This window comes from Ponticaulis koreensis DSM 19734 (genome assembly GCF_000420665.1).
Taxonomy (GTDB): Bacteria; Pseudomonadota; Alphaproteobacteria; order Caulobacterales; family Hyphomonadaceae; genus Ponticaulis; species Ponticaulis koreensis.
On sequence record NZ_ATVJ01000001.1, the window covers coordinates 452,739 to 468,871 of the forward strand.

Below are 16,133 nucleotides of genomic sequence, written 5' to 3' on the forward strand. Positions count from 1 at the left end.
CGGGTCTTCGCGAATTACGCCGCGCGGACCTTTGTAAGGAAGTTAGTGATTGCAGACTGCATTTTGCCAGCTTCCTGTGTGATGCCGTGAGAGGCACCTTCAACCTGAGTTGCACACTCGCCAGTTTCAGCCGTTGTCGCGGAGAGCGACTGGACATGCTCTGATACGTCGCGTGCACCACCAGCAGCTTCCTGAGCAGAGCGGGAGATTTCCGCAATCGCTGCACGCTGCTGTTCCATCGCCGCCGCAATCGTGGAGGAGATGTTGTCGATGTTAGAGATCAGCTTGGAGATGTTCTCCATGACGCCAACCGCCATACCGGACGCATTCTGGATAGAAGAGATCTGCTGAGCGATCTGTTCTGTCGCACGAGATGTCTGGCTTGAAAGCGCCTTCACTTCGCTCGCAACAACCGCAAAGCCTTTACCAGCTTCACCAGCACGTGCCGCTTCGATCGTTGCGTTGAGGGCGAGAAGGTTTGTCTGGCCCGCAATGTTGTTGATGAGTTCAACAACTGCGCCGATGTCTTCAGCAGCCTTATCGAGGCCACGAACACGCTCGGAAGATACAGTCATCTCTTCAACCGCTTCAGACGCGATTTTCGTAGATTCGTGGATCTGCTGAGTGATCTCGACGATAGACGCAGAGAGCTCTTCAGCCGCAGATGCAACCGTACCAACATTGTAAGAAGCGTTGTCAGCAGATTGGGACGCAGAACCTGTCTGTTGTGCAGCATTCTCTGCAGAAGACTTCATGACAGACGCAGTGCTTTCGAGTTCACGTGTCGCACCGTTCATCATTTCCAGCGTACCCTGCATTGTAGAGTCGAACTGGGAAATCAGATCTTCGATTGCTTTAGCACGTTCAGCGCGCGCTTCTTCTTCAATACGGGACGCTTCTTCGAGGCGGACGCGCTCACGGCCGTTTTCTTCAAAGACACGGAGTGTCTTAGCCATCTGGCCGATTTCGTCCTGACCGTCTGTACCAGACATATCGACATCAAACTCGCCATCAGCCAGACGGCCCATAGCAACAGTCAGCTTTGTCAGACGACGTGACAGACCGCGTTCAACATAGAAGTACCCGATAGCACCTGCACCAGCCAGAGACGCTAGCGTGATGATCACGAGGAAAATCGTCGTCATAACACTTGTCGCCGCCGCACCGGTTGCTTTTGCATCGGCAGAGTCAGACAGTGTCGATGCAAGCGCCTGAGCTTCCGTCTGAAGCGTCACAGCTTTAGCACCGGCTTCATCAGCTACTGTATTTGCACGCGCGGACTGTTCAATCGCAGCAATGCGAAGTTCAGGAATAGACTGATCACCCTCAACAAGAGAGTTCAAATTGCTCACCGCATTGCGCAGATCGCCAGAAACCGCATCGCCCAGAATAGCGACATTTACAGTCATCTCGTCGACCTGGTCGAACATAGACTCCTGAAGTGCAGTCACATCAGCAGCATTATCCATCAGGCTCGCCTCTGCAAACAGCGAGTTCAGAAGGTTCGCAGACAGCGAAATACGCAGGAAGGTTTCAATATCCGCTTCGTCAGCGGTATCAAGCTGCGCCTCAACAGCGTTTACAACGCTAGCACGGTAAGCCTGTGCAGTGATCATCTGTGAGTTCAGGGAAACTTCTGTCGCGATACGGCGCTCCACAATCTGGTTCAGAGAGCCGATCGCACCTACCATCTCCGTGTAGGATGTCTCCACCGCAGCAAGGTTTACATCACCGTCCAAAGCCAGTTCGTCGAGGTCGTGGCGGATGGTGTCCATCATGCCATTCACGACGTCCTGACGCTCGAGGCGAGCATCTTCTTCACGAACAGACGCGAGATTTGTTGTTTCGGATGTCAATGCGTTCGCATTCTGAGCAAGCTCAGCCGAATGCGTCAGCATTGGAAGTGTTTGATTTGCGACCGCTTTCAGCGAATTGCTGGAAGAGTTCAGCGCAAATACGGATATTGCGGAAACTATCAACACGACCGCACCAGCCAGACCAAAAGCGGCCGGCAGGCGGAAGCGGATCAGTTTCGAATTAAAATTAGCCATCAGATTTGCCCCTCAGCGATTTCCTCTGGGTTCAGCACCCGATATACTCCCGGGTGCTCTCAGCCTGTACGGGCAGCTCACCTGCCCGTGCCGTTTAGTTATTTTCAGAGCCCCTGGCGGGGCTCCTATACCGGCTTAAAGCTGGAATGCGATCGTGATCTCGCCACGACCCGGATTGCCTTCTTCGAATTCCCACTGTTCGAGAGCTTCGATTGCGGCATTATCGAAAACGCCAGGCATAGAAGCCGACAGAACTTCGACGCCTTCGACGCGACCTGAAGCGTTGACCTGGAATGCAAGTTCAACACTACCCTCAAGGTTACGACGCTCGGCGCCGCGCGGGTATTCTGGAGCAACTTGCTTAACCAGAACTGGTTCAGCCATTGCCGGCGCAACGCCGACACCGAAAGCGGTCATAGCAGTCGCAGCGGCCATAAAAGCATGCTTGAGCTTCATTTGGGTTTTCCCTCTATTTATACACACCATCAAACGAGCCCGCCCTTTTCATATTCTACGCGGACGGGTCCCGATGGAAGGGAAACTAGCAATGCTCGATGAAATCTAAGTTAATACAGTCGTGAATTTTATTCAGTTTCCGAGATTCGCAGCAGAAACCAAAAGTGCAGATACCCATGAATGCAAATCACGACTATATATTTACTTACTGTAAACCATTTTAAACGCGGACAATCTACAGATATCACAAGCAAAACATACTTATGAATGGTAAATATTTTAACTTTGCTTGTCGTCGCGAGAAGTATTCAAGTCACCTATATCAGAAGACCGGATATGCAGATCGCGCTGAGGGAATGGAATTTCGACATTTTCATCACGGAACAGTTTGAATATCTCAACTCTGACTTTTGAACGCGTGATAATGCTTTTCTGTACATCTGCGATGAACACTCTTAGCTCAAAATCAAGAGAACTATCCCCGAAACCCATGAAAAGCACCTGCGGCTCAGGGACTTCCAGAACATCATCCAGCTTCGCCGGAATCGACTCCAAAAGCGCGATAATACGGTCCGGGTCTTCATTATAAGAGACACCAACTGGTATATTAACGCGGCCGAGACGGTTCTTATGCGTCCAGTTCGTCACGCTGTTTGCGATAAGCTCAGAGTTCGGAACCAGAATGGATGATCTCTCGAACGTCTCAATCTCGGTTGAGCGGACAGAGATTTTCTTGACGATCCCCTCGCCCGAGCTTGTGACGACCCAGTCGCCCACTTTGATCGGACGCTCGAACAACAGGATCAGACCGGATACGAAGTTGTTTACGATGGACTGAAGGCCAAAACCGATACCGACCGAAAGCGCACCAGCAATGATCGCCAGGCTGGACAGATCAAAGCCCAGCATGCTGACGCCCGTGATGAAGGCGATCACCAGACCGACATAGCCAATGAGTGTCTTCAGCGATGTCTGTATGCCCTGATCCACACGTAGACGGGACAGAACGCGCTTTTCTGCCGTCCGCTGCACAAAACGGGTCAGCATCACCAGAACAACAAATACCGCAATCGCGATCAGTATCTGAATCACCGAGATACGTACCGGCCCGATGCTGAAGCCGGTCGCCATTGTGGTTAAGATCCGGCGCACGACCTCCCATTCAAGCCCGACGAGCAGGAGCGCGATCGGTGCTATGGCAGCAATCACCAGAATATCGACGAACAGGCTGACCCAGAAATCGATCAGGTCTGCACCTGTTTCTGAAGAGAGTTTTGAACGGAAGACCCGCCCGGTCACGACCAGAGCTACCTGCTTCAGAGCAGCACGCGCGATCAGAGCCAGCAGCAAAAGACCACCAATCAGAACCACACGCGTCATGACAAAGTGCGCAAGCGCCTCATAACCGAACAGCGCGCCAGCCAGACTCACAACAGAGAGGAAGGTCAGCCCTGTTCGAATAACGCCCGGAATAGCGAACGCACGATTGTCCACCAGCAGAGGTGAACCTTCATCACCTTCTGCAGCGGCATCAGTCTTTTCCAACTTCCAGACACGCGCGGTAAAGAAAACGAGACCAGCCAGCAAAATCGCAACAATGCCGCGGCGGACAAGCTCAGCATCCTCAACGCCCGCGAAGAGATTGATCTCTGCATGCAACAAATGATCGACGCCAACGACACACACCATTGTCAGGATCAGGGTCGTGACGAGCCCCGACATGCGGCGGGAATCCATATTAAATGGCGGCAGCGGAGCACGGGACGACATAAAGATGCGTGACACAGCTTCGAGCAAGATCAGTATAGCTGGCACAATCCAGAGCTTCTGATCTGCAAACCTCAAAACATCAGAGCCAAGTGAGATCATGGCCGTCGCATGATAGAGCGCGAACAGCCCCAAAAGTGATGGCAGTGCGCGAATGAACGCCCGCACAAGGCCAACCACCGCACTCAACGCACCGGTACGGTCATCATCGCCGAGCGGCTTGACGATTTTCTGATTCAAATATCGACGGACGGGAATAGCGAACAGTAGCGCAAGGACAAGCACCGCGCCGCTTTGTATCCATGTCAGCGTGCTGATCGGTTCGTCCGACTGCAATTCCAGAACTGGCGTACCACCCTCTGTCAGAGTGCCATACTTCTCGCCGAAGCCCGAAAAGGCATCTGACCAAATGGATGGGCTGACAAGCATCGGGCCACGTTCGACGAGACCTTTATAGAATTCGCGGCGGCGCAGATCATCGATTTCAGACTGCAGACGATCAATCTCGTCCAGATTGCCTGTTGTACGTGTTAATGCCTCGGTCAGCGTGTCCAGCTCGCTCTGAAGCGCATTGCGGCGCGCAGAAACGCTGGCGGATTCACCTTCAACTTCTTCGCCGATCCGCGACAGCTGGTCCTGTGTCTGATCGCGCAGCGCCACAAGTTCGGCTTCTAACGAAACAACATTCTCTCTCTGACGGGCAAGCGCGGAACGAATTTCCGCAAGGTCTGGCGAAGATGTAGTCAGTTCGACTGCGTTCTGGGAAATAACGCGGGTTTGCTGTGCAGCACGCGTATCAAGCTCTCGGACTTGCGCCATAGATGGCTCAACGAGCAGAAAAACCAACATAAAGAAGGCGATAACAGAACGTGTCATAAGACCAGCGTCACTCCAGACTAAAACTTTCGTGCAGGGAATAGAAACTATCACACCCTGACAAGCGCTATATCAGAGGCTGCTATCGAATATAAAGCCATACCCCCTTCACGGAATGCATTTGCCATCTTATTTCTGTAGCCGGCGGCTGCGGCGTTCGAGCAGGGCTTTTATTCCAGCGACCTTACATTCTCATCAGGGAACTGGCAGAACTGTCTGGATCGTGGTCCAGGTAACCGGTGCCCACCTAGCGTTGCTGGGTCGATGGGAATAAACATACCTGAACGGCGCACGCGGTCGCTTTATTGATTACAGGAGCTGACTGATATGACGCCTGACAAAAATGCGCTCCGGCAGTCGGCCAAAGAGCTTCGCCAGCATCTCTACGAAACCGAAAAAGACGCCGCCGAAACCATCGCGTCCATTTTTCCGGAGAAGCTGTATACCCGGTTTGGTCCAGTTGTGGCTGGATACATCGCTATTGGCAGTGAGCTGGACCCGTCTCCGCTCCTTGCGCGTCTGTCTGATCTTGGCGCGCAAATCTGTTTGCCGCGCGTTGAAGATGATGGATCAATGACGTTTCGTCACGTTGAAGGAACCGGCTCGTTAACAGCCGGGCCGTTTGGATTAACGCAACCATCAGCCGAAGCACCGCTTGCGGCTCCGACTTTAGTCTTAACCCCTATGCTGGCCTTTGATGCGCAGGGTAATCGCCTGGGCTATGGCAAGGGCCATTATGACCGGGCGCTGGAAAAGCTGAGACAGAATGGCCGAGTTTTCGTCTGCGGTCTCGCCTATGCAGGCCAGATTGTCCCTGTAATTCCAGCAGAATCTACGGACATTCCGCTCGATTGGATGGTCACAGAAACCGGCTCACTTCCGTTGTTCTTCGGGCGCGCTGCAGGGGCATAACCCCTGCCCCAACCGGCAATATTAAATTTGCGCGTCGATCTTAACTCGCCGTTTACCAAAAATTTCACGAACGCGTTTCAACAATAAAAAAGCTATTCGGCATAAAAACTCGCTGTGGGAGTTATAGCGGGTGAATTTTTATGCTGAATCGTATCTCGATTACGTACAAACTTCTGGGGCTGGTCGTCGGGGGGATTGCTGTAACGGCAATGACACTGGGATGGGTGACCAGTCAGGCCTCTTCAGAAGCGCTTTCGCGTTTATCCGAGGATAAGCTGAGCTCTATTGCTCAGACAGAAGCTGCTGCGTTTTCAGACTATCTGCAATCAATCCAGCAGGATCTGGACACCGTTGCAGACAACCCATTCACTCTGAGCGCACTACGCGAGTTCGAAAACGGCTGGGATGCGCTGGGTTCTAACCAGATGAACACGCTCCAGGACCTTTACATCGAGTCTAACCCTAATCCGCTGGGTGAGAAGCATCTGCTCGACTATGCGAGCGACGGCTCGGAGTATTCGCAGGCGCATGCCGAGTTCCATCCATGGTTCCGCCAGTTTCTTGAGGCCCGTGGCTATTACGACATCTTCCTGTTCTCCAATGATGGCTCGCTGGTTTACACCGTATTCAAAGAGCTGGATTACGCGACCAATCTGCGAACTGGCGAATGGGCATCATCAGATCTTGGCGCTGCGTTCCGCGCAGCGGCTGACGATAGCGCCTATATCTCCGATCACGCATTCTTTGATTTTCAGCCATATGCACCGAGCCATGGCGCACCCGCGAGCTTTATTGCCCGCCCGATCCCGGATGAAAACGGCAATCAGGCAGGCGTACTCGTCTTCCAGATGCCAATTGACCAGCTGAACGAGATTATGGGTGCGACATCCGGTCTTGGCGAAACGGGCGAAAGCTTCCTGATCGGCGAAGACGGCCTTTTGCGTACGGATGCACCGCGTTCAGATACTTCGACGATTCTCAACGCAAGCTTCCCGACAGACAGCCTCGCAGGCGCTGCCTCACGTGACTTCGCTATGTATGAAGGCGCGTCTTACACCGGCGCTGACGTCAGCGCGGCGATTGTGCCGGTCGAATTTGAAGGCGCACAATGGTTTGTCGTTGCGCAGGAAAATACAGAAGAGTTGAACCAGCCCATTGTTGATCTGCAGCAACGTTCGCTTATCACATCACTGATCGTTCTGGCCGTTCTCGGGGTTATCGGCGCGTTCTTCGCCCGCATGATCTCAGGCCCGATCGCATCCATTGCCAAAACAACTGACAAAATCGCCAACGGCTATTTCGATACGGTAATCCCTTATCAGAAACGCGGTGATGAAATCGGTCCGCTGGCCCGGTCACTTGAGAAATTCCGCCTCGCCATGATTTCTTCCGAAAAACTGGCTAAAGAGCAGCAGGAACGTGCCATTCAGGACCGCAAAGATGCTGAACAGCGTGCTGCGATTGGCGAAGCTCTGACCAAGCGCGCTCAGAAGTTCGACGAAATCGTCAGCCGCACACTGGAGCAGTTCACAAAAGCGGCAGGCAATCTCGACGAGAACGCGTCCGCTATGGCTGCAATCGCCGAAGAAACAGCGTCCCAGTCACAAGGTATCACCGCTGCGTCCCAGAACGCGTCCAGCAATGTTCAGAGCGTTGCGGCCGCGACCGAAGAACTAACTATGTCAGTGAACGAAATCAGCTCCAAGGTTGAACATTCGCGTGACGCCACAAGCAATGCTGTCTCCAAAGCAGAAGTCATGCGTGAACGCGTTGGCGGCCTGGAGACGGCAGCAAATGCGATCTCCGACGTTGTTGGCCTGATCACGGATATTGCTGGCCAGACCAACCTGCTTGCACTCAACGCAACCATCGAAGCGGCGCGCGCTGGCGAAGCGGGCAAAGGTTTTGCGGTTGTTGCCAGCGAAGTGAAAGCCCTCGCGACACAAACATCCAAAGCGACGGAAGATATCAGCCGTCAGGTTCACGCCATTCAGGAAACAACCTCAGCGTCTGTGTCCGGCATCCATGACATTCTGACGGTCATCAGCGAGCTGGAAGAAGCGTCTGCCCAGATTTCTGCGGCGATTGCCCAGCAGAACTCTGCGACTATGCAAATCTCTGAAAGCATTCAGAGTGCAGCTGGCAGCGTGTCTGAAGTGGATAACAACATGCACGGCGTGAGCGACGCGGCGCAGGAAGCAGGTGTCACCGCATCACGTATGCGCACAGCCTCCGAGCTTCTGAGCGAGCAGTCCAACATTCTGAAAAGCGAAGTCATGAGCTTCCTGAATGATGTACGCGTCGCGTAAATTTACACACCAGTGACCATTCGAAAGAGCCAGCCCTTGTGCTGGCTCTTTTGCTTTTGATGCAGGCACAGACTGGTTTTTTGGCCCCGTCTGGTCCATATCGCTCGGCTATAGGAGAACGAGATGAGACTGGCCTTTTTCGGAGATGTTGTCGGCAAACCCGGGCGCGACGTGGTGGAACGCTATCTGCCCCGCCTGCGTGACCAGCTGTCTCTGGATTTCGTGGTTGTGAACGCCGAGAACGCAGCGGGCGGCTTCGGCCTCACCGAAGCGATTGCCAATGACTTCTTTGATGCGGGCGCAGACTGCCTCACCCTCGGCGATCACGCCTGGGACCAGCGCGAAATGGTCTCCTACATCGAACGCGATTCTCGCCTTATCCGCCCGCTGAACTACCCGCCGAGCGCGCAGGCACCGGGCAAAGGGTCAAACATATTTGCTCTGCCGGACGGACGCATGGTTGGCGTCATCCAGCTTCAGGGCAATGTGTTCATGCGTCAGGCGTTGGATAACCCGTTCCTCGTTCTGGAAGATGCACTGGCTGATATGCGCCTTCGCGAAGTGTGTGACGCCATCATCGTCGACATGCATTGCGAGGCGACGTCTGAGAAAATGGCGATGGGTCATCACTGCGATGGGCGCGTCAGCCTTGTTGTCGGCAGCCACACGCATATCCCGACAGCCGACGCACAGCTTCTGGTTGGCGGCACAGCCTATCAGACAGATGCGGGTATGTGCGGTGACTATGACAGCGTGATTGGCATGAAGAAGGAAAACTCGGTTTACCGCTTCCTCACCCAGCTTCCGGGCGAACGCTACCAGCCTGCCCTAAGCGATGGCACGCTTTGCGGCGTGTTTGTAGAGACCGATAACAAGACCGGCTTGGCGACACGCGTTGAACCAATCCGTATGGGCGGACGTCTGCAGTCACTCGTGCCTGCGGCTTAAGCTCCGCATACCAGATCACGCACCGCCGCCATTGGCGCATCATACGGATCGTCCGTAATCGGCGTGAAGGTGAGCGCACGCAGGCTGGATGACACGATATTGCTGTAATACTGCGCCAGTTGATCCAGCGCTTCAGGCGTCACAGGCAGCTCAGGCGCATGGTCCATCGCCAGATAAACATACTGCCCGGAATCACAATCAGTCATCTGATCCATGAGCGTTACGCCGCCATCTGCGCGGGTGATCAATAGCGACGCGACAGGCCGGTCTGCGCTGCCATGAATGCGCAGCAGTTCATAGGTCGACCCATTCGGCCCCGCCATCGAAAACCCCTGCCCTCCGCCGCTCGCCGTCATGGGTAAAACCAGCACAGCAGCTGCGATTAGTCCGTACACAGATTTCATGATGCCATGCCCCCGATTTTTGCCTCTTCCAGATTAAGCAGAAACACACAATGCGCAAACTGCGCGGCTTGCACCATCATGCTGTGAATGCTTTAAACATCAACTCGAGAGGGAAACTGATCCGTTCGTCACCTCCCGAGCATGTATCCGGGGGGATTCGTCAATATGGATTGGTATGTTCGCACGTCAGATGGCGAAAGCGGCCCGTTGTCAGAAGATCTGATGGTGTCAGGCTTTCACGACGGGACATACAGCGAGAAAACGTCCGTCCGCGCGGCATCAAACCCGCCACAGTGACAGACGATGACGGCGCAATCAGGCGCATCCAGCCCGAGCTCTATCGCAAGATCAGCCTGCGCGGAGCCTTCCTGCAGATTTTCCTGACGCTGTTCGCTGCGCTTTGTCTGATCGCGCTGGTACCGATTGGCTATGTCTTCGTAGATACGCTGATCAACCCGCCCTTTCCGGACGATCTGATGAACAAACCTCATCTGCTTAGCACGCTGGACCTGAACTATTACATCTCTGCCGTTCGATTGTTGGTTTTCCCCTTAGCAGCTATCTGTTTCATTCTGTTTTTTCATCAGGCGCTGAAAAACGTGCGCGTGCTTGGCGCGAAAAACGCGACCATGCCACCCTGGGGTATCTGGGCATGGTTTTTTGTGCCGTTCGCCAATATCATTCAGCCAGTCAAAGCCATGTCCCAGCTCTGGAGCGGGGCCCACCAACTCGCAGGCCGTGATACCGTCAGTGCGATACCGCTATTTCTGTGGTGGACATGCTGGCTGTTGCAAGCTTTCGCACTTCGCATCGGCGACTATGCGTTCAACGAGTTGTTCCGGCGCGCCAATATCAGCATCACACTCTATGATCCGGCCGACTTCCAGACCGCGTATGGCGCCATGTTCGTCGGCCTGCTCGCGCTTCTGATCTCCACCATCGGCCTGATGCTCATCGTAAGCCGAATTTCAAAGCTCAATAAGACTATAAACGATCACGCAAACATTGAGGCGTTTTCCTGATTTCGCAGCGCAAATGGTCTTCTGAGCCAGCACCCTTCACCTTTCAGCCTGCATAGGCTAAACGAGGCGCTTCAGAACACACCGTCAAAAACAGCCTGCAGGAGTTTTCATGGCTGGCCACAGTAAATGGGCAAACATTCAGCACCGCAAAGGCGCGCAGGATAAAAAACGTGCCGCAGCTTTTGCGAAGCTCTCAAAGGAAATCACAATCGCTGCCAAGCTCGGCGGCGGTGACATTGACGGCAACCCGCGTCTTCGCCTTGCGGTGAAAAACGCGCGCGCCGAATCCATGCCAAAAGACAATATCCAGCGCGCGATTGATAAAGGTGCTGGCGGCGATTCAGGTGACTATTTCGACATTCGCTATGAAGGCTTCGGCCCGGGCGGAGTTGGCGTGATCGTTGAGTGCTCAACCGACAACAAAAACCGTACTGCTGGCGATGTCCGCTCTACATTCGGCAAGAATGGCGGCAATCTTGGCGAGACCGGCTCTGTATCCTTCGGTTTTGATCAGGTTGGTGAAATCGTTTTCGCGCGTGAGATTGGCGACGAAGAAACCGTGATGGACGCAGCCATTGAAGCTGGCGCATCTGACGTGGAAGTCGAAGAGGAAGTCTTCGTCATCTACACAGAGCGTGACGACTTCATGGAAGTTGCGGGCAATCTGGATGCAGCTTTCCCGGATCACGAGGCCCGCTCAACCAAGCTGATCTGGAAACCACAGAACCTGATCGAGATTGAAGGTGATCCGGCACTCACACTTCTCAAGCTCATCGATGCGCTTGAGGATTTGGATGACGTGCAGAACGTCTACCACTCCGGCGAGATAGATGAAGCCACGCTCGAAGCCGCAGAATAAGCATCCTGAAAAGCCCTCTTCCTGGAAGAGGGCTTTTTTCTCAGCTCCACCTCATTCGAACAGGGGATATGAGCTTTTCCACGTCTGGGTTACTCTTCTTCCTGAACGCGACCGAAGGAGGGGACGATGCTCAACACATTTACGAAAACGGCTGCGGCGCTGGGACTCGCTGCAACACTCACTGCTTGTGGCAGCCTTGATGGTGGACCGCTTGTCCGCCCGGGCGAACCGGTGGGCCAGATCACAATCCGCAATACATCGAATGCTCATCTGACCGTTGTAACCATGTCAGATTGTTCAAACTCGACTTATGGCTTCAACCGCCTCTCTGACGGGGAAACCATCGCGCCGGGTTATGACCGTTACTTCACTGTGTCAGCAGGGTGCTGGGACGTGCAGGTGGGATACGGATATGGAACGGGCTATGCGACTGGCACCAAACGCACTCAGGTTTCTCCCGGACGAAACCACATTCTGAACTATGGCGGCAGCTAAGCCCTTTTGCCGCCCTGCCCGAACCGATATACGGAACGGGCAGACGCGGAGGGACACGAGTGCCAATCTCAGTAAAAGAATCCATCAACTGGCCCGGCGCGGGCCTGACCGTCGACACGCCTAAAGTCACGGGTGACGACCGGTTTGGCTTTGACGAAAGCGCTGGCACAGCATGGGTTCTGGATGGCGCAACTGATCTTGGCCCGTTCCGGCTGTTCAAACAGTTTGAGAGCGATGCCGCATGGATTGCCGAGTTTCTGAACCGCGAGCTTATGAGCCACCCTCCAAAGGGTGATCTGCGTGCATACTTTGGAGACATTCTCGCCGCCGTTCGCAAACGCGCGGAACAGAAGTCGAAGGTCGATATCGAAACCGCGCCGCGTGAGACATGGCCAATCGCATCAGGCATGTGGATATGGCACACAGATGACGTCACAACTTTCGTCCGCTCCGGCGACTGCGTCGCCCTCATCCGCACGCCAGACGGCAAAACTGAAGTTCTCACCAAGCACGAACAATCAGACCTTGAGGCCCGAACCTCGCGCGAGCTTAATGCCATGTCTCCTGAAGACCGGATAGCAGGCCTTCGTAAAATCCGCGCCACCCAGAACACCGAACCGCAGCACGTGCTTCTTGGCCTGTCACCTCAAGGCGTGGATACGCTCGTCATTGAAACCCGCAATCTGCCAGAAGGTAGCCACATCCTGATCATGTCTGACGGGCTTTGGCGGGTCGTTGATCCGTACGCCATGATGACCGCTGAGCAGATGATGGATGAGGCTCTTTCTGACGGCGTGGAACATCTCGCCCGTCTGATGCGCAAATTTGAGAAAGCTGAAAGTCAGGACGCAGTCGCACGCATCAAAAAGAGCGATGATGCCTGTGGTGTACTCGTTGAAATACGCAGTCTGAACGCGGGTTAACTAAACAAGTTTATCGTTTCCAACGTTTTTTTAACACGAGCCGGGTACACTCACCTCAAATATAACAGGTGTTTGGGAGATGCCGGTGAGGAACATGAGTACGTCCAGTCAGCTAAATCTGATTGGGATTGCGAGCATTGTCGCGCTTGCAATCGTCATCGCGGGAATGACCGCATTTGCTTATAACAAAGAAGTCGAGAGCCGGAAGCAAGAGCTTCGCAGCCTTGTCGATTCCGCACTCACCCTGGTTGAAGATGCCCGCGCAAGCGGTGATCCGTCAGCCGGTGAAGTGATCAATCCGCTTCGCTATCGCGAACGTGAGTATTTCTTTGTTATAAATACCGACGCCTTCATGGTAGCGCACCCGATCCGTCCGGAACTTAACGGCACGGACCTGCGCGTTCCGGATGCAAACGGCAACAACTATTTTCAGGATATGATCGACGTTGCTCTGGCCGATCCACTTGGCGGCTTTGTACATTATGAGTGGGCAAAACCGGGCAATGCGCCCGAAGAGCTGTCTCCAAAGATCAGCTTTGTCCGGGCAACAGCTGACCGTCAGTGGATTGTCGGCACAGGCATTTATGTGGACGATCTGCAGACCCTGCTCTGGCAATATATCGCGACCGGTATCGCCGCGCTTCTGGTTATTGGCGGCCTGCTCTTCCTGATCATCCGCAGCATTGCGAACTCCATCAAAAAGCCGATCAACAGCCTGCGTGAGACGACAATTCAGCTGTCGTCCGGCAATACATCTATCGTCGTACCTGCGACTGACCGGACCGACGAAATTGGCGAAATGGCACGTGCAGTCGAGACCTTCAAACAGGGCCTGATCGAACGCGCCAGCCTTGAAGAGGAACGGACGCAAGCGAACAAAGCCAGCGCCGAGCGTCAGGCACGTATCGATGCCATGATTGAAAGCTTCCGCGATGAAGCACGTGGCCTCATCTCGAGTGTCGTTGAAAACGTCCACATGCTGAAAACGACAGCCGAACAGGTCGAGGCGATTTCTCTGCAAACGACTGAGAGCTCCAGTACAGCACTTCGTGCAACCGGTCAGGCGTCTCAAAACGTCGAGACGGTTGCCGCAGCCTCCGAAGAACTGTCAGCATCTGTGTCTGAAATCATCCATGCGATCACAGAGGCAAATTCATCCGTGTCCTCAACGTCTCAGGTCACGACTGAAACCTCTATCAATGTTCAGAAGCTTTCCGAGGCGGTGAACAAGATCGGTGATGTTGTCACTTTGATTTCTGACATTGCAGAGCAGACCAACCTTCTCGCGCTGAACGCAACAATCGAGGCGGCGCGCGCTGGTGAAGCGGGCCGTGGCTTCGCAGTCGTTGCTTCGGAAGTGAAACAGCTGGCAAACCAGACAGCCCGCGCCACTGAAGAAATCTCCGGTCAGATCATGGCGGTTCAGAATTCTACTGGTATCGCAGTGTCATCTATCGGCGAGATTTCGAGCGCCATGGAAGGCGTCTCCGGCACGATGGAAGCGATTGCCAGCTCGGTTGAGCAACAAGGCGGCGCGACACGCGAGATCAGCGAGAACGCGCAAATGGCAGCGGGCATGACCCGCGATGTCGTGACGAATGCTGACGCAGTCGTTGGTATGGCCGAGAATTCAAAAGCGGCTGCGGTTGCTGTGAAGTCTGCGGCCGACGAACTGTCTGCAGCCTCTAAAGATCTGGAACAACGCGTTGAGACATTCCTGTCCAACGTCGCTGCAGCCTGATCTGACAAGACCTTAAATAAAGCGCCCGACCTGAATAGGTCGGGCGTTTTGCGTTCTATCCGATTAGCGCTTCCAGAGGTTCGCCGCGGACAAGGCGCGGAAGACCCGGCTTGTCCGCACTGGCCTGTGCGGCAAGGGCGCGACGCAACGGGCCGACTGTACTGCCCACCGTCAGCGCCAGACGCTTGAACGGAGAGAGCAGCGCGCTCGAATTTGAGAATGTGCGGTTGATGCCATCCATGGCGAGCGCTGTGGCTACGCCATCAAACCGGCGCCAGCGCTGATAGGTTTCGAGCTGGGCGCCATCTGAAAGCGCAAGACCCGCACGACGGCTCTCAACGAGAATTTCCACCAGCGCCGCAATATCTTTAAGGCCGAGGTTAAAGCCCTGCCCGGCGAGCGGGTTCACGCGGCGTACCGCATCACCAACCAGCGCAACGCGCGGCGCAATCAGCTTTTCAGCGAGGCGCAGTCGCAGCGGGTAAGCCAGTGGATCGCGTAGCACTTTCATCGGTCCAGCCAGATCACCAAAGCGCTGATTGACTTCAGCCTCAAGGTCAGCCTGAGACAATTTCGCCGTCGCGATACCCGCTTTCTCTTTGCGGAACCATGCGAGATTTCCGCGGTTTTCAGTCAGCGGCAGAATGGCGAACGGGCCTTCATCCTGAAACCATTGGCGTGCTGCGCCATGATGGGGCCAGTCAAGCTGGACAGTCGCTGCGACGACCGCCTGCTCATAGCTCCAGCCGAGTGTCTTGATGCCGGAGAGTTCACGGATCGCGCTGCCAACACCATCAGCCCCGATAACGAGGTCGGCTATTATGGATTTACCGGAATCAAGCGTCACAACAGCGCCGCTATCACCAACTTCAAGGCCGGTTACCGTTTCAGGCGCGTACTGGGTGATCGCGGTGCAGGCATTTACCCGGTCGCGGATCGCCTGATTGAGAAGATCGACCTCGATCATATAGCCAAGCGGCTCACCCTCAGTGACACCATCGGGCAGGTCTTCCACGCCGAACATACTTGCCGCTGGCGGCAAAAGCCCGTTGCGATCATGGGCTTCCATAGACAGAAGCGGCTCGGCTTTATTAACTAAATTGCCGCCCACGCCTGCCGCATCAAGAACGCGCCAGCCACCGCGCACAATCGCGAAGGCGCGGCTGTCTGGCGTAAAAGGCAGCGTCGGATCGCGCGTGTCGACAAGGCCGACTTCAAAGCCAAGCTCGGAAAGAAGAACTGCCAGAACACCGCCGCTTGAACCACCGCCAACAATGAGAATCTGCGATCTAGTATGCTGTGAAGCTGGCATTTATATCTCCTGATACCGGAAATCGATAATAGCTTACTGCGATTTCCCGACAAGCGGT

13 protein-coding genes and 1 other RNA gene are annotated in these 16,133 nt (G+C 54.6%); 9 read left to right on the top strand and 5 right to left on the bottom strand.

The annotated features are described in order from the left end of the window. Positions 1–14 precede the first annotated feature (14 nt). From G523_RS0102435 to G523_RS20030, 3 genes are all read right to left on the bottom strand, one after another. Entirely contained in the window at positions 15–2,051 is a 2,037-nt protein-coding gene (locus tag G523_RS0102435) for a methyl-accepting chemotaxis protein (protein ID WP_022693431.1), read from the bottom strand. A 135-nt stretch (positions 2,052–2,186) separates the two neighbouring features. Then, positions 2,187–2,507, bottom strand: coding sequence for an energy transducer TonB (locus G523_RS0102440; protein WP_022693432.1), 321 nt, complete (start codon positions 2,505–2,507; stop codon positions 2,187–2,189). Positions 2,508–2,786: 279 nt separating this feature from the next. Beyond that, complete coding sequence (locus tag G523_RS20030) at positions 2,787–5,150, bottom strand: mechanosensitive ion channel family protein (protein WP_022693433.1); 2,364 nt, start codon at positions 5,148–5,150, stop codon at positions 2,787–2,789. A 142-nt stretch (positions 5,151–5,292) separates the two neighbouring features. Between G523_RS20030 and ssrS the strand changes: the two genes are divergently transcribed. From ssrS to G523_RS0102460, 4 genes are all read left to right on the top strand, one after another. After that, positions 5,293–5,454: non-coding RNA, 6S RNA (gene ssrS, locus G523_RS20590), on the top strand. Between the two features lie 23 nt (positions 5,455–5,477). Further along, the gene (locus G523_RS0102450) at positions 5,478–6,062 is read left to right on the top strand and encodes a 5-formyltetrahydrofolate cyclo-ligase (RefSeq protein ID WP_022693434.1); all 585 of its coding nucleotides are present in this window, start codon (positions 5,478–5,480) and stop codon (positions 6,060–6,062) included. 140 nt (positions 6,063–6,202) lie between these two features. Then, positions 6,203–8,371: a methyl-accepting chemotaxis protein gene (locus G523_RS0102455; RefSeq protein WP_022693435.1), complete on the top strand. Its 2,169-nt coding sequence runs from the start codon at positions 6,203–6,205 to the stop codon at positions 8,369–8,371. 123 nt (positions 8,372–8,494) lie between these two features. Further along, entirely contained in the window at positions 8,495–9,319 is an 825-nt protein-coding gene (locus G523_RS0102460; protein WP_022693436.1) for a TIGR00282 family metallophosphoesterase, read from the top strand. Here G523_RS0102460 and G523_RS0102465 read toward each other — a convergent pair. Beyond that, on the bottom strand, positions 9,316–9,723 hold the full coding sequence (locus G523_RS0102465) for a hypothetical protein (RefSeq protein ID WP_155802566.1): 408 nt from the start codon (positions 9,721–9,723) through the stop codon (positions 9,316–9,318). The genes G523_RS0102460 and G523_RS0102465 overlap by 4 nt on opposite strands. Before the next feature lie 293 nt (positions 9,724–10,016). Between G523_RS0102465 and G523_RS0102475 the strand changes: the two genes are divergently transcribed. From G523_RS0102475 to G523_RS17605, 5 genes are all read left to right on the top strand, one after another. After that, positions 10,017–10,745 carry a DUF4328 domain-containing protein gene (locus G523_RS0102475; protein WP_022693439.1) on the top strand — a complete coding sequence of 243 codons (729 nt, stop codon included), beginning with the start codon at positions 10,017–10,019 and terminating at the stop codon, positions 10,743–10,745. A gap of 109 nt (positions 10,746–10,854) precedes the next feature. After that, on the top strand, positions 10,855–11,604 hold the full coding sequence (locus G523_RS0102480; RefSeq protein WP_022693440.1) for a YebC/PmpR family DNA-binding transcriptional regulator: 750 nt from the start codon (positions 10,855–10,857) through the stop codon (positions 11,602–11,604). Positions 11,605–11,730: 126 nt separating this feature from the next. Beyond that, the gene (locus G523_RS20805; protein ID WP_022693441.1) at positions 11,731–12,099 is read left to right on the top strand and encodes a hypothetical protein; all 369 of its coding nucleotides are present in this window, start codon (positions 11,731–11,733) and stop codon (positions 12,097–12,099) included. 59 nt (positions 12,100–12,158) lie between these two features. Beyond that, positions 12,159–13,022 (top strand): protein phosphatase 2C domain-containing protein, encoded by an 864-nt coding sequence (locus G523_RS0102490; protein ID WP_022693442.1) that lies wholly within the window; start codon positions 12,159–12,161, stop codon positions 13,020–13,022. A gap of 94 nt (positions 13,023–13,116) precedes the next feature. Then, positions 13,117–14,763 (top strand): methyl-accepting chemotaxis protein, encoded by a 1,647-nt coding sequence (locus tag G523_RS17605; protein WP_022693443.1) that lies wholly within the window; start codon positions 13,117–13,119, stop codon positions 14,761–14,763. A 55-nt stretch (positions 14,764–14,818) separates the two neighbouring features. Here G523_RS17605 and G523_RS0102500 read toward each other — a convergent pair whose 3' ends face one another. Next, positions 14,819–16,075, bottom strand: a complete 1,257-nt coding sequence (locus G523_RS0102500; protein ID WP_022693444.1) for an FAD-dependent monooxygenase — start codon at positions 16,073–16,075, stop codon at positions 14,819–14,821. Positions 16,076–16,133 lie beyond the last annotated feature (58 nt).